Annotated in this window: 14 protein-coding genes; 12 read left to right on the top strand and 2 right to left on the bottom strand. The window is 39.9% G+C overall.

The window, feature by feature from the left end; genetic code table 11:
• Positions 1–105 precede the first annotated feature (105 nt).
• A complete protein-coding gene (locus tag DES39_RS06150; RefSeq protein WP_121144915.1) occupies positions 106–747 on the bottom strand; it encodes a 4'-phosphopantetheinyl transferase family protein in 642 nt (213 codons plus the stop codon).
• Positions 748–986: 239 nt separating this feature from the next.
• Here DES39_RS06150 and metC point away from each other — a divergent pair, with 239 nt between their 5' ends.
• The 11 genes from metC (at position 987) to DES39_RS06095 (ending at position 11,754) form a co-directional block, all read left to right on the top strand.
• Positions 987–2,216, top strand: coding sequence for a cystathionine beta-lyase (gene metC, locus DES39_RS06145; protein WP_121144914.1), 1,230 nt, complete (start codon positions 987–989; stop codon positions 2,214–2,216).
• 4 nt (positions 2,217–2,220) lie between these two features.
• On the top strand, positions 2,221–3,540 hold the full coding sequence (gene tilS, locus DES39_RS06140; protein WP_121144913.1) for a tRNA lysidine(34) synthetase TilS: 1,320 nt from the start codon (positions 2,221–2,223) through the stop codon (positions 3,538–3,540).
• Positions 3,541–3,783: 243 nt separating this feature from the next.
• Positions 3,784–4,566 (top strand): F0F1 ATP synthase subunit A, encoded by a 783-nt coding sequence (gene atpB / locus DES39_RS06135; protein ID WP_121144912.1) that lies wholly within the window; start codon positions 3,784–3,786, stop codon positions 4,564–4,566.
• A 30-nt stretch (positions 4,567–4,596) separates the two neighbouring features.
• A complete protein-coding gene (gene atpE, locus DES39_RS06130; RefSeq protein WP_121144911.1) occupies positions 4,597–4,827 on the top strand; it encodes a F0F1 ATP synthase subunit C in 231 nt (76 codons plus the stop codon).
• 35 nt (positions 4,828–4,862) lie between these two features.
• Positions 4,863–5,333 carry a F0F1 ATP synthase subunit B gene (atpF, locus tag DES39_RS06125; protein WP_121144910.1) on the top strand — a complete coding sequence of 157 codons (471 nt, stop codon included), beginning with the start codon at positions 4,863–4,865 and terminating at the stop codon, positions 5,331–5,333.
• Between the two features lie 13 nt (positions 5,334–5,346).
• A complete protein-coding gene (gene atpH / locus DES39_RS06120; protein WP_121144909.1) occupies positions 5,347–5,880 on the top strand; it encodes a F0F1 ATP synthase subunit delta in 534 nt (177 codons plus the stop codon).
• Between the two features lie 11 nt (positions 5,881–5,891).
• Positions 5,892–7,433, top strand: a complete 1,542-nt coding sequence (gene atpA / locus DES39_RS06115) for a F0F1 ATP synthase subunit alpha (RefSeq protein ID WP_121144908.1) — start codon at positions 5,892–5,894, stop codon at positions 7,431–7,433.
• A gap of 31 nt (positions 7,434–7,464) precedes the next feature.
• The gene (gene atpG / locus DES39_RS06110) at positions 7,465–8,334 is read left to right on the top strand and encodes a F0F1 ATP synthase subunit gamma (protein WP_121144907.1); all 870 of its coding nucleotides are present in this window, start codon (positions 7,465–7,467) and stop codon (positions 8,332–8,334) included.
• A gap of 69 nt (positions 8,335–8,403) precedes the next feature.
• Positions 8,404–9,786, top strand: a complete 1,383-nt coding sequence (gene atpD / locus DES39_RS06105) for a F0F1 ATP synthase subunit beta (RefSeq protein WP_121144906.1) — start codon at positions 8,404–8,406, stop codon at positions 9,784–9,786.
• A gap of 24 nt (positions 9,787–9,810) precedes the next feature.
• Positions 9,811–10,233, top strand: coding sequence for a F0F1 ATP synthase subunit epsilon (locus tag DES39_RS06100; RefSeq protein WP_121144905.1), 423 nt, complete (start codon positions 9,811–9,813; stop codon positions 10,231–10,233).
• A 171-nt stretch (positions 10,234–10,404) separates the two neighbouring features.
• The gene (locus DES39_RS06095; protein ID WP_121144904.1) at positions 10,405–11,754 is read left to right on the top strand and encodes a uracil-xanthine permease family protein; all 1,350 of its coding nucleotides are present in this window, start codon (positions 10,405–10,407) and stop codon (positions 11,752–11,754) included.
• 40 nt (positions 11,755–11,794) lie between these two features.
• Here DES39_RS06095 and nadK read toward each other — a convergent pair whose 3' ends face one another.
• Positions 11,795–12,676 (bottom strand): NAD(+) kinase, encoded by an 882-nt coding sequence (nadK, locus tag DES39_RS06090; protein WP_121144903.1) that lies wholly within the window; start codon positions 12,674–12,676, stop codon positions 11,795–11,797.
• Positions 12,677–12,817: 141 nt separating this feature from the next.
• Here nadK and grpE point away from each other — a divergent pair, with 141 nt between their 5' ends.
• Positions 12,818–13,408, top strand: a complete 591-nt coding sequence (gene grpE, locus DES39_RS06085; RefSeq protein ID WP_121144902.1) for a nucleotide exchange factor GrpE — start codon at positions 12,818–12,820, stop codon at positions 13,406–13,408.
• The last annotated feature ends 44 nt before the right edge of the window (positions 13,409–13,452 follow it).

Here is a 13,452-nt window from a genome sequence, read left to right as displayed (position 1 = left end):
GAGTTATTGTGCTTCAATTACAAACTTGATAATTAAATATTACCGTCATTTATACTAAAACAAGCGATGAAAAGATGATTGTAGTATTTAATTTCTCCCATCTACTTATTCATTAATGACGATTGAGTGAATGGGATGACTGCAACAGATAGACAAATAGATCTGTTCAAGTTGCTGGTGATAAGGATAAAAATCGGTAGCAAATTTCGCGGTAATTTGCTGCGTGGGCATTGCAATTGCAAGTTCTTTCATTTGCCAAACTCCTTTGGCATAAAGTTTTAAGGCCGATTCTCGTAATGTCCAAAGTTGCCAAAATGCGTTAAGTGGATCGCTTTGCTGTGTTAGCCACTCATTCTCCTGTTGCGAGAAAAATTGCATAGCAATTTTTTTTGCATTTTGACGTGCTCGTGCCAGCTCGATATCTAACCCTATTTTTCCCGTTGAGCTGATTGCAACCGCGATAAAGTTGCCACTATGGCTAATATTGAAATCAGGTAAATTAACCTTTTCAAATTGTGGTCGGCTATTATCGCCAATTTTGATATTGGGTAATTGGTCGACATCAAAATGTTCATTCAATAGTTCTGCTAACAAGTAACGACAAGCGACAAATTGCTTTTTCCGCTTATCATCAAGCCCTGCTGATTGTTGAATAACTTGCTCAGATAATAAAGAGGAGCTAAGTAAAGCCTCATAGGACAAATCATTTAAATTAGCTGATTGAATAAAAATAAAATTTTGGCGCATAATTCACGAGATTAAAAAGTTTTCACTATTCTAGCAGGATTTTGGCGAGTTGTTTTAAAACATGGTATGCTAATTTATACGATTTATTTCACTTAAAAAGTCTGTCGGTGCATAATTAGCCGCAAACTAGATAAGGCAATGCCTAGTCATTACTTTATCTGCACGATGTATAAGCATAAATCAGACATTTTATCTGCTTTAATATTGATGATAAAACCTAACATTTGTGAGAGGACGTTATGAAATTTCCGAAAAACACACAAACTCAGCTAATTAGTGCTGGACGAAAAAAACGCTATACTCAAGGTGCGGTCAATAGTGTGATTCAGCGGGCATCGTCGTTGGTTTTTGATTCTGTTGAAGCGAAAAAAGACGCGGCAAAAAATCGGACTAATGGCGCGTTATATTATGGTCGTCGTGGCACATTGACCCATTTTTCATTACAAGATGCGATGTGTGAGCTTGAAGGTGGCGCTGGTTGTTATCTTTACCCTTGTGGCGCAGCTGCTGTGACGAATGCAATTTTAGCCTTTGTGAAAGTGGGCGATCATGTTTTATTGTCAGAGGGCGCTTATGAGCCAACTCATGACTTTTGCGATCGGGTGCTTGGGGACTTAGGAGTTGAAACGACCTATTTCCCCGCTTTAATTGGTCGATATATTACAAAATACATTAAACCCAATACCAAAGTGGTGTTTTTAGAAGCACCAAGCTCAATAACGATGGAAGTGCATGATATTCCGGCAATTGTCAAAGCGGTACGCCAAGTTAATCCAGAAATCATTATTATGATTGATAATACATGGAGCGCCGGCGTGCTATTTAAAGCGCTTGATTATGACATCGATATTTCGATTCAGGCGGGCACTAAATATCTTGTTGGACACTCTGATGCGATGATTGGAACTGCCGTTGCAAACGAACGTTGCTGGCCACAATTACGCGAGCGTTCTTATTTAATGGGACAAATGTGTGATGCTGATACCGCTTATATCACCTCGCGGGGATTACGTACATTAGGTGTACGATTAATGCAGCATCAAAAGAGCAGCTTAACAATCGCCAAATGGTTAGCTAAGCACCCTAAAGTCGAACGAGTCAATCATCCAGCACTAACGAGTTGTAAAGGCTATCAATTTTTTCGGCGTGACTTTTTAGGCTATAGCGGCTTGTTCTCATTTGTCTTAAAAATGCGCCTGTCTGATATTCAGGTAGCGGACTTTTTAGATGAATTTAAACTGTTTTCAATGGCTTATTCTTGGGGCGGATTTGAATCATTAATTTTAGCCCATCAACCCGATGAGATTGCTGAAATTAGACCCGTAAGTGGCGTTGATTTTGAGGGAACACTCATTCGCGTGCATATTGGTCTTGAAGATGTTGATGATTTAATCGAGGATTTGGCAGCTGGGCTTGATCGTATTAAGGTTAGTCATCATAAAATCACCGCTTTACAATCTTTAGTGTGATTGAATGACTTCATTATCGACACTACAATCCTTAGTACAAAGTACGGTTCTGGCAAAAATTGGTCCGCATAGGGATATACTGGTGGCATACAGTGGTGGAGTTGATTCAACGGTATTACTGCATGCGCTAATGATCTTGCAGCGGCAACATATGCCAGATTTGCATCTCCAAGCGATTTATATTCATCATGGTATTAGTCAGCATGCCGATAGCTGGGCTAAGCATTGTGAGCAGCAGTGCCTTGATTGGCAAATTCCTTATGTGGTTGAAAAGGTCACACTCGAGCTTGAGCAAGGTAATATTGAAGAGCAAGCACGAGAAGCACGCTATTTAGCGATGCAGCAGTACCTAACACCAAATCGGTTATTATGTACGGCGCAGCATCAAGATGATCAGAGTGAAACCTTCTTTCTAGCATTGAAACGAGGTAGTGGACCGACCGGTTTATCGGCTATGCCAGCACTATTGCATCTTGATTCGCACTCCCTCTTAAGACCATTATTAACCATTACTCGGCAACAGATTGAACAATATGCTTATAGCTATAATTTGGTTTGGGTTGAGGATGAAAGCAATCAAGACTCCCACTACGATCGTAATTTTTTACGTTTGCATGTCTTACCGGTGCTCAATCAACGCTGGCCTCATTTTAATCAAATGGTTTCAAGAAGCGCTGAGCTCTGCCATGAGCAGCAGCAGTTATTAGATGAGTTATTAGCGGCTGATTTCTCCGCGTTAATTGATGCCGATCGCTGTTTATCGTTTAAGCCATTATTGTCCGCGTCGCAAATAAAGCGTAACGCGCTATTAAGAATGTGGTTTAAGTTGCATAAAAGTAGCATGCCTAGTCGTAAGCAGCTTGAAGTGATTTGGCAAACGGTCGCTTTAGCCAAAGAAGATAGTAATCCTGAATTTAGATTAAATGGCAGGCAGATTCGCCGTTATCAAAATAGGCTTTACCTGTTGCCACAATATCAGGATATACAGTCTGTGCAGCTCACTTGGGATTTAAAAACCTCGCTTGTCTTACCTGATGGCTTAGGTCAGTTGTCGGTTACTACCTCAGGCAATAATTGTTGCCGGCTGCCTTTGGCTAATGAGCAGGTTTCGGTGCGTTTTCATGCACAAGGCTCATGGCATATTGCCGGAAGAACCGGTTCACGGCAAATTAAAAAACTATGGCAAGAGTATGATATTGCGCCGTGGATGCGAACACGTATTCCACTTATTTTTTATAATGAAATGCTGATTACAGCGGTTGGTGTTTTTGTTTCTGTACAAGGACAAGGCAATCAAGTTAGTTATAGACATAAACACGATTAAACTTGCGTAATTTTCATACCATGTCAAGATATACATGGCATGATTATTATTTAAGCAAATAAAAATTTAATTTGATAATTTGTGTGTTAATTCGACTTTTTTCGAATCTGTTGTTGACTTCATATAGGTGAAATGGTTTAAAATAAGGGTTCTAATTATTAGAACGATTGTTTATTCCTTTCATTTAGCGATAGAGATGAATGGTATAAATAATTTATTTTCCAAATAAAGGATAGTGGTAACATGGCAATCTCTCCTCCAAAAACACCACAAGAGTACATTGAGCATCATCTTCATAATTTACAGGTTGGTGAAGGATTTTGGACGTTTAATCTCGATTCATTATTTTTTTCAATCGTATTGGGTTTGGTGTTTTTAATCATCTTTCGTGCTGTAGCACGTAAAGCGACAAGTGGCGTGCCAGGTAAATTACAGTGTGCCGTTGAAATGATTCTCGACTTTGTTGATAAAACAGTTAAAGACATGTCTAGCGGGCCGAATAAGTTGCTTGGGCCATTAGCGTTAACGGTATTTATGTGGGTATTTTTGATGAATTTCATGGATTTAATTCCAGTCGATTTTCTACCGTATATCGCTCAGCATATTGGCCTTCCTTATTTACGAGTAGTACCTACCGCAGATGTTAACATTACGATGTCGATGTCTTTAGGTGTGTTTTTACTCATTATAATTTATACATTCAAGTTCAAAGGTGTCAAAGGTGCCGTAAAAGAGTATACGCTACATCCTTTTAATCATTGGGCATTTGCCCCGATTAACTTTATCCTTGAAATGGTAAGTTTATTAGCGAAACCGATTTCTTTAGGTTTACGACTATTTGGAAATATGTATGCGGGTGAGTTAATCTTTATTTTGATTGCTGCGTTATTGCCGTGGTGGTCTCAATGGGTATTATCTTTACCGTGGGCTATTTTCCATATTTTAATAATTGTTTTACAAGCGTTTATTTTCATGGTGTTGACGATTGTCTATTTATCAATGGCAGCGGCAACAGAAGATCACTAGTCAAGTTTTTTTTAATTTAATTGGAGTTATATGATGGAAATGTTATTTATCGCAGCGGGTATTATGATGGGATTAGCTGCAATTGGTGGTGCTATTGGTATCGGTATTTTAGGGGGTAAATTCCTTGAAGGTGCTGCGCGTCAGCCTGAGCTAATGCCAATGTTACGTACTCAGTTCTTTATCGTAATGGGGCTCGTCGATGCGATTCCTATGATCTGTGTTGGTATTGCTTTATACGTTATTTTCGCGGTTGCAGGTTAATCATTGTTAGATGAAAAGTTAAGAGGAATTGTCTCATGGATATGAATGCAACACTCCTCGGCCAAGCAGTTACATTTGTATTGTTTGTTTGGTTCTGCATGAAGTTTGTATGGCCACCTGTTATTAACGCGATTGAAAAACGTCAAAAAGAGATCGCTGATGGCTTAAACTCTGCAGAAGCAGCAAAAAAAGATTTGGAATTAGCCAAAGCAAATACATCTGAAATTATGCAACAAGCGAAGGTTGAGGCTAATGCAATAATCGAGCAAGCGAATAAGCGTAAAGCAGCTATTCTTGATGAAGCACAACAAGAAGCTCATCGTGAAAGAGAGCGAATTGTTAATCAAGGATTAGCCGAAGTCGAAGCTGAACGCAAACGCGCTCGAGAAGAGTTAAGACAACAAGTTGCTACACTCGCTATTGCAGGTGCAGAAAAAATTATTGAACGTACTGTTAATGAAGCCGCAAATAGCGACATCATTGATAAACTCGTAGCTAAGCTATAAGGAGTATTGAGCAATGGCTGACTTAATTACAATTGCTCGCCCTTATGCTAAAGCTGCTTTCGATTTTGCGGTAGAGCACAAAAGCATTGAAGCTTGGCAGCAGATGTTAGTGTTAACATCTGAAGTCAGTAAGGATGAGCAAATTCAAAGTATTTTGACATCTGATATGAAGCCAGAGTCAATTGCAAAATTATTTATCAACATCTGTCAGGATGTGCTAGATGAATATCGTGCTAATTTTATTAAAATTATGGCAGAAAATAAGCGATTAGCTTTACTGCCAGAAGTGTTTACGCTTTTCCAACAGCTTTGCTTAGAAAAAGCGTCAGCTGCTGATGTTGAAGTTATTTCAGCAACAGAGTTAACAGCAGACCAACTTAATAAAATTTCTATCGCGGTCGAACAACGTTTATCTCGAAAAGTAAATCTGAAATGCCATATTGATAAGTCGATTATTTCTGGGTTTATTATTCGTACGGGTGATATGGTTATTGATAGTAGTATCAGAGGTCGCCTTAATCGTTTAAGCGACGCTCTACAGTCTTAAGGGGACTGATAATGCAGCTAAATTCAACTGAAATAAGTGAACTAATTAAAGAGCGAATCGCTCAATTTAATGTTGTGAGTGAAGCTCACAGCGAAGGGACAATCATCTCTGTTAGTGATGGTATTCTTCGTATTCACGGATTAACTGAGGTTATGCAAGGCGAAATGATTGCATTACCAAATAACCGTTATGCAATGGCACTTAACTTAGAACGTGATTCTGTTGGTGCGGTGGTGATGGGTCCATATGAAGATCTTGCAGAAGGCATGAAAGTACAATGTACTGGTCGTATTTTGCAAGTTCCTGTTGGTGATGGTCTACTTGGACGTGTTATTAATACGTTAGGTGAGCCAATTGATGGTAAAGGCGCGGTTCAACATGATGGTTTCTCACCAGTTGAAGTGGTTGCGCCAGGTGTTATCGACAGAAAATCTGTTGATCAGGCAATGCAAACGGGTTATAAAGCCGTTGACTCAATGATTCCAATCGGACGTGGTCAGCGTGAGCTAATTATCGGCGATCGTCAAACGGGTAAAACAGCCTTAGCGGTTGATGCTATCATCAATCAGCGTGATTCTGGCGTAAAATGTATTTATGTTGCAATTGGGCAAAAACAATCAACAATTGCTAACGTTGTACGTAAACTCGAAGAGCATGGTGCGCTTAAAAATACCATCGTGGTTGTGGCATCAGCATCAGAATCAGCAGCCTTACAATATTTAGCGCCATATGCCGGTTGTGCAATGGGTGAATATTTCCGTGATAGAGGGCAAGATGCGTTAGTTGTTTATGATGATTTGTCTAAACAAGCGGTCGCTTATCGTCAAATTTCATTATTACTTCGTCGTCCACCTGGGCGTGAAGCTTATCCCGGGGATGTGTTCTATTTACATTCACGTTTACTTGAACGTGCAGCTCGCGTTAATGCTGAGTATGTTGAAGAGTTCACTAAAGGTGAAGTAAAAGGTAAAACTGGTTCATTAACCGCATTACCAATTATTGAAACACAAGCAGGAGACGTTTCGGCGTTCGTACCGACTAACGTAATTTCGATTACTGATGGCCAGATCTTCTTGGAAACCAATTTATTTAACTCTGGTATTCGCCCTGCTGTTAACCCAGGTATTTCGGTATCTCGTGTTGGTGGTGCTGCGCAAACTAAAGTTATGAAGAAATTGTCTGGTGGTATTCGTACTGCACTTGCACAGTATCGTGAATTAGCGGCGTTCTCGCAATTTGCTTCTGACTTAGATGAAGCAACGCGTAACCAGTTAAGCCATGGTGAAAAAGTAACTGAATTATTAAAACAGAAACAATATTCACCAATGACGGTTGCCGATCAAGCGATAGTGTTATTTGCTGCAGAACGCGGTTATTTAGACGATGTTGAACTTGAAAAAGTACTCCCTTTTGAAGCAGCCTTACAGTCTTATGCTCATAGTCAATATGCTGATTTTATGAAGGAACTTGCTAAAACAGGTAATTACAACGATGACGTTGAAAAACAGCTGAAAGATATTTTAGACAGCTTTAAATCAACACAAACTTGGTAGTAATTATTGCAAGTGGGAAGAGGTAAAATAAATGGCTAATGCAAAAGAGATAAGAACGAAAATCGCAAGTATTCAAAGTACCCAAAAGATTACTAAAGCGATGGAGATGGTTGCTAACTCTAAAATGCGTAAAACGCAAGATAGAATGGCAGCAAGTCGTCCTTATGCTGAGTTGATTCGTAAAGTAATTGGACATTTAGCGTTAGCTCATTCAAGTGTCAAACATTCGTACTTGGAAACAAGAGATGTTAAGCGCGTTGGCTACTTGATTATTTCAACCGACCGTGGCTTATGTGGTGGTTTGAATATTAATTTATTTAAAACCGTGCTTGCCGATATGAATGATTGGCAAGCAAAAGGAGTGCAATCAGATGTTGCATTGATTGGTTCAAGAGGTGTATCGTTTTTCTCATCACTGAAAGCGAACATTCTAACTCAAGTTACCGGAATGGGCGATGAGCCTTCTCTATCTAGTTTGATAGGGCCTGTGAAGACTATGTTAGAGGCGTATGATGAGGGTAAAATTGATCGTTTATACATTGTAACGAATAAATTTATTAACACGATGTCACAAAAACCAACCATACAGCAATTGATACCACTGCCACCTTCTGATGAAGATGAGCTACAAGATAAAGCTTGGGATTATATTTATGAGCCAGATGCGAACGCATTATTAGATGTGATGCTGCGTCGGTATATTGAATCTCAAGTTTATCAAGCCGTTGTTGAAAACTTGGCAAGTGAGCAAGCAGCAAGAATGGTAGCAATGAAGGCAGCGACGGATAATGGTGCAAATCTGATTAATGATTTACAAATTGTCTATAACAAAGCCCGACAAGGTGCAATCACCAATGAGTTGATTGACATTGTGTCTGGTGCGTCAGCTGTTTCAAGTTAACGTTAAGTCGAGTTAATAGCTAGGGTTATTAACAGTTATATTGAGTTATAAAGACATAGAGGAATAAAGATGGCTACTGGAAAGATTGTCCAGATTATCGGCGCAGTTGTTGATGTCGAATTCCCTGAAAATGCGGTGCCAAATATTTATGACGCATTAGAAGTGGACACAGGCGCTGAGAAGCTAGTTCTGGAAGTTCAGCAACAATTAGGTGGCGGTGTTGTTTGTTGTATTGCAATGGGATCAACAGATGGTATTCGACGCGGCTTGGCGGTGGTGAATACGGGTCATGGTATCGAAGTACCCGTTGGGATTGAAACCTTAGGCCGTATCATGAATGTACTGGGTGATCCAGTTGATAAAGCCGGTCCAATCAATGAAAAAGAGCGCTGGGGAATTCACCGCAGTGCGCCAACATACGAAGAACTGGCGAACTCAACTGAACTTTTAGAGACGGGAATTAAAGTTATCGACTTAATTTGCCCATTTGCTAAAGGTGGTAAAGTTGGTTTATTCGGTGGTGCGGGTGTTGGTAAAACCGTTAACATGATGGAATTGATTCGTAATATCGCCATTGAACATTCGGGTTACTCTGTATTTACCGGTGTTGGTGAGCGTACTCGTGAAGGGAACGACTTCTATCATGAAATGAAAGATTCTAACGTACTTGATAAAGTATCGCTAGTGTATGGTCAGATGAATGAGCCACCAGGGAACCGTTTACGTGTTGCTTTAACGGGATTAACCATTGCTGAAAAATTCCGTGATGAAGGTAAAGACGTACTATTGTTTATCGATAATATTTATCGTTATACCTTAGCGGGTACAGAAGTATCAGCACTATTAGGCCGTATGCCATCAGCGGTAGGTTATCAACCGACACTTGCTGAAGAAATGGGCTTATTACAAGAACGTATTACATCGACGAAGAAAGGTTCAATTACCTCGATTCAAGCGGTATATGTACCTGCCGATGACTTAACTGACCCATCACCGGCAACAACATTTGCGCATTTAGATGCGACAATTGTATTGAGCCGCCAGATTGCATCATTAGGTATTTATCCTGCGGTAGATCCACTTGACTCAACGAGCCGTCAGTTAGATCCATTGGTTGTTGGTCAGGAGCACTATGACTGTGCGCGTGGTGTGCAATCAATTTTACAACGTTACCAAGAGTTGAAAGATATTATTGCGATTCTCGGTATGGACGAATTATCTGAAGACGATAAGTTAATTGTTGCTCGTGCACGTAAAATTCAACGTTTCTTATCTCAGCCGTTCTTCGTTGCTGAAGTATTTACCGGTTCACCAGGTAAGTATGTTTCATTGAAAGACACTATTAGCGCGTTTAACGGCATCATGAAGGGTGACTACGATCATCTTCCTGAACAAGCGTTCTACATGGTTGGTTCAATAGACGAAGTAATTGAGAAAGCAAAATCTCTGTAAGAGATTGCGCAAACGGAGATCATTATGGCACTAACTTCCTATCAATTAGAAGTCGTTAGTGCTGAATCTCACCTGTTTTCAGGTGATGTTCAGCGAATCAGAGTGACAGGTAGTGAAGGTGAGCTTGGGATTTATCCTGGTCATACGCCATTATTAACAACAATTAAACCAGGAATGGTGGGTATTGTTAAACCTAATGGGGATGAAGAGTTTATCTATCTTTCTGGTGGAATTTTAGAGGTGCAGCCAAATACGGTAACCATTTTGGCTGATACAGCGATTCGAGGTGAAGATCTTGATGAAGCGAAAGCGCAAGAGTCGGTAAGACAAGCAGAAGAGCGAATTAAAAATCCATCTAATGATATGACTTATGCACAAGCCTCAGCGGAACTTTCCAAAGCTTTAGCTAAACTACGTGTTATTCATCTTACACGTGGTAACCGCTAAGTAACGATGTTTCTATTCATTATCGCGTTATAACAGACGCGATAATCTTTCCTTTTTATAACCGTGTTATAGCAATATATTGCACTCTTTTTCATAATGATGATAAAAAAGTAGCCAACTGAGTCGAAAGAATTTATAATCCATTGCCTGTCGAATCAGCTAACTTATTCTATGGCAACCTCAATCAAAACTGAATTAATTTATCGATTGGATGATCGTCCACCTTTACCGCAAACACTCTTTGCCGCACTTCAACATTTATTAGCAATGTTTGTGGCTGTTATTACACCTGCTTTGATTATTTGCCAAAGTCTTGAATTACCCGCCGAAGATACACAGCATATCATTAGCATGTCGCTCTTTGCTTCTGGCGTGGCCTCGCTTATCCAAATTCGCACTTGGGGACCGATTGGTTCTGGATTATTATCGATTCAAGGTACTAGTTTCAACTTTGTTGCCCCGGTTATTGCTGGTGGATTGACGCTAAGATCGGGCGGTGCGACGGTTGAAGTTATGATGGCGACACTATTTGGTACCTTAATGCTTGGCTCATTTACCGAGATGATTTTATCGCGTGTGTTACATTTAGCGCAAAAAATTATTACACCGCTAGTATCAGGAATTGTGGTGATGATCATCGGTTTATCGCTGATCCAAGTCGGGCTCACTTCCGTTGGTGGTGGATTTGCAGCAATGCAAAATGGCACCTTTGGTTCTTTAATTAATTTATCGTTAGCGGGGATTGTGCTACTGGTTATTATTGTGCTTAATATCCAAAAGAATCCGTATTTACGTTTATCATCTTTGGTGATCGCCATGGCGGTAGGATATGGCTTAGCGTGGTGGCTAGGCTTATTACCTGAGTCCGTTGAGTCGAGTGCTGATTCGATAATGATTCCAACACCATTATATTATGGATTACGTATTGATTGGGGACTGTTATTACCCTTCATTTTAGTGTTTTTAATTACTTCACTTGAAACAATTGGTGATATTACTGCGACATCTGATGTGTCAGAGCAGCCTGTTTCAGGACCATTATATATGAAGCGGCTAAAAGGCGGTGTATTAGCTAATGGATTTAACTCTTTTGTTTCAGCAGTGTTTAATACGTTTCCTAACTCATGTTTTGGTCAAAATAATGGCGTGATCCAATTAACCGGCGTTGCCAGCCGTTATGTTGGTTATTTTGTGGCGGGTTTCTTGGTTTTATTGGGTTTATTCCCGCAAGTGAGTGGCTTTGTTCAACATATTCCTGAGCCAGTGTTAGGCGGAGCAACACTGGTCATGTTTGGTACAATCGCGGCATCAGGTGTGCGCATTGTCTCTCGAGTGCCGCTTAATCGCCGTGCAATGATGATTATTGCACTATCGTTGGGAATTGGTCTTGGTGTATCGCAAAAACCGGAAATTTTCCAGTTTATGCCTGATTGGGTTAAATCGTTATTCTCGTCCGGTATTGCTGCCGGTGGATTGACGGCGATTGTACTTAACTTTTTGTTTCCTGAAGAGAAGAAATAAGTTTATTAACAAAATAAAGAATGCGGCTAATGCCGCATTTTTAATACAGTTTTTTTGACCAACCTAACTTAGTTGATAAGTTACGGAAATAATTGTAGCGAGTTGAGTGAATAAGATTAAATTGATAAGGCGCACATTTGATGACAATTTCATCGGTTGGCTGCGCGGCTAAAATGATCTGACTATCGCAAGCAACTTGTAGAATTTTGGTTGCTTTTGGAAATTTTAATCGGATGATATTGTCGCTTTTGATGACCAGTGGTCTTGCCGATAACGAGTGCGGGAACATTGGTGTAATAATAAGCGCATCAAGATCGGGGGTAATAATTGGTCCACCTGCGGAAAGCGAATAAGCGGTTGAACCTGTTGGCGTCGAGATAATTACTCCATCAGCGCGTTGGGCGAAGGCTTTTTTATCATTAATATAGGCTTCATATTCAATCATATGTGCAACCTGATCTGGATGGACTACAATTTCGTTGACAGCAAAGCTGGAAATGGTGCTTTCACCGTGTTGGTTATACAACGTGACTTCTAATAAGAAACGTGGATCATCTACGTATTCACCAGAAAGGACATCTGATAAGCTAGCGATTGCTTTATCGGGTGTAATATCGGTTAAAAAGCCAAGATTACCGCGATTAATACCAATAATTTTAATATCGTAGTGTGATAAATAACGCGCTGCTCGTAGCATATTACCATCGCCGCCAATGACAACGGCAAGTTGTGCATGTTGACCAATCTCATCTAAAGATGCGTAACTGGTCACCGGGAATGACAAATGCTCTTTAAGCTTATCTTCAACAAGCACGTGATAGCTATTTTTTGTTAGCCAATTATAGAGCATTTCATGCGTCACTAATGCTTCAGGTTGCCTTGGTACACCAATTAATCCAATACAGTTAAATTGTGTGTTCATAAAATTATCCTTATAACTTATTGATTTTAAATTAATAAAATCATTTTTACCTTACTAGTTAGCACGGTAGCCTTGTTTTCTTAAATTTTAGCCCCATAATACCTTAAATAAAATGTATTTTTTATAATTTTGGGGTACCTTATGACTGAACAAACACATAATAACGCAGAACAAACAGAAGATATTCAGGTAACTGCTGCATCAAATAACGCGGCGGAAACGGCGGCTGAGCAGCAACCCGATCTTCAATCACAGCTTAAAGAGAAAGATCAGCGTATTGATGAGCTAGAAAAAGAGCTGCAAATTGCGAAGAAAAATGAAGCAGAAGCCATGGTTCGCGCGCGTGCTGAAATTGATAACGTACGTAAACGAGTTGAACAAGATGTTGAAAAAGCACATAAATTTGCATTAGAAAAGTTTTCTAACGAGTTACTACCTGTTATTGATAATTTAGAAAGAGCGCTTGAAGCAACCGATAAAGAAAACCCAGAACACAAAGCAATGATTGAAGGATTAGAACTCACGCTAAAATCCTTTTTAGATACGGTGAAAAAATTTGGTATTGATGTGGTGTCAACGCAGGGTGGTCAATTAAATCCTGATGTACACCAAGCGATTACTATGATTGATTCTACCGAACACCAATCAGGGCAAATTGTTAACACTATTCAAAAAGGCTATACTTTAAATGGTCGCCTACTGCGTCCTGCGATGGTTATTGTTGCGAAGTAGTGTGCGATTAATGGCCGTAAGTCAGTTATTGTCGTCAGTTGGTA

The organism is Orbus hercynius (assembly GCF_003634275.1).
In the GTDB taxonomy this organism is placed as follows: domain Bacteria; phylum Pseudomonadota; class Gammaproteobacteria; order Enterobacterales; family Orbaceae; genus Orbus; species Orbus hercynius.
The sequence above is the reverse complement of the archived record's forward strand: the minus strand, read 5'-3'. Positions and strand labels throughout refer to the sequence as shown.

What these genes read in the sequence shown, in the direction of transcription:
- DES39_RS06150 (WP_121144915.1), bottom strand. Translation starts at nt 747, where the DNA reads ATGCGCCAAAATTTTATTTTTATTCAATCAGCTAATTTAAATGATTTG.
- metC (WP_121144914.1), top strand. Translation starts at nt 987, where the DNA reads ATGAAATTTCCGAAAAACACACAAACTCAGCTAATTAGTGCTGGACGA.
- tilS (WP_121144913.1), top strand. Translation starts at nt 2,221, where the DNA reads ATGACTTCATTATCGACACTACAATCCTTAGTACAAAGTACGGTTCTG.
- atpB (WP_121144912.1), top strand. Translation starts at nt 3,784, where the DNA reads ATGGCAATCTCTCCTCCAAAAACACCACAAGAGTACATTGAGCATCAT.
- atpE (WP_121144911.1), top strand. Translation starts at nt 4,597, where the DNA reads ATGATGGAAATGTTATTTATCGCAGCGGGTATTATGATGGGATTAGCT.
- atpF (WP_121144910.1), top strand. Translation starts at nt 4,863, where the DNA reads ATGGATATGAATGCAACACTCCTCGGCCAAGCAGTTACATTTGTATTG.
- atpH (WP_121144909.1), top strand. Translation starts at nt 5,347, where the DNA reads ATGGCTGACTTAATTACAATTGCTCGCCCTTATGCTAAAGCTGCTTTC.
- atpA (WP_121144908.1), top strand. Translation starts at nt 5,892, where the DNA reads ATGCAGCTAAATTCAACTGAAATAAGTGAACTAATTAAAGAGCGAATC.
- atpG (WP_121144907.1), top strand. Translation starts at nt 7,465, where the DNA reads ATGGCTAATGCAAAAGAGATAAGAACGAAAATCGCAAGTATTCAAAGT.
- atpD (WP_121144906.1), top strand. Translation starts at nt 8,404, where the DNA reads ATGGCTACTGGAAAGATTGTCCAGATTATCGGCGCAGTTGTTGATGTC.
- DES39_RS06100 (WP_121144905.1), top strand. Translation starts at nt 9,811, where the DNA reads ATGGCACTAACTTCCTATCAATTAGAAGTCGTTAGTGCTGAATCTCAC.
- DES39_RS06095 (WP_121144904.1), top strand. Translation starts at nt 10,405, where the DNA reads ATGGCAACCTCAATCAAAACTGAATTAATTTATCGATTGGATGATCGT.
- nadK (WP_121144903.1), bottom strand. Translation starts at nt 12,676, where the DNA reads ATGAACACACAATTTAACTGTATTGGATTAATTGGTGTACCAAGGCAA.
- grpE (WP_121144902.1), top strand. Translation starts at nt 12,818, where the DNA reads ATGACTGAACAAACACATAATAACGCAGAACAAACAGAAGATATTCAG.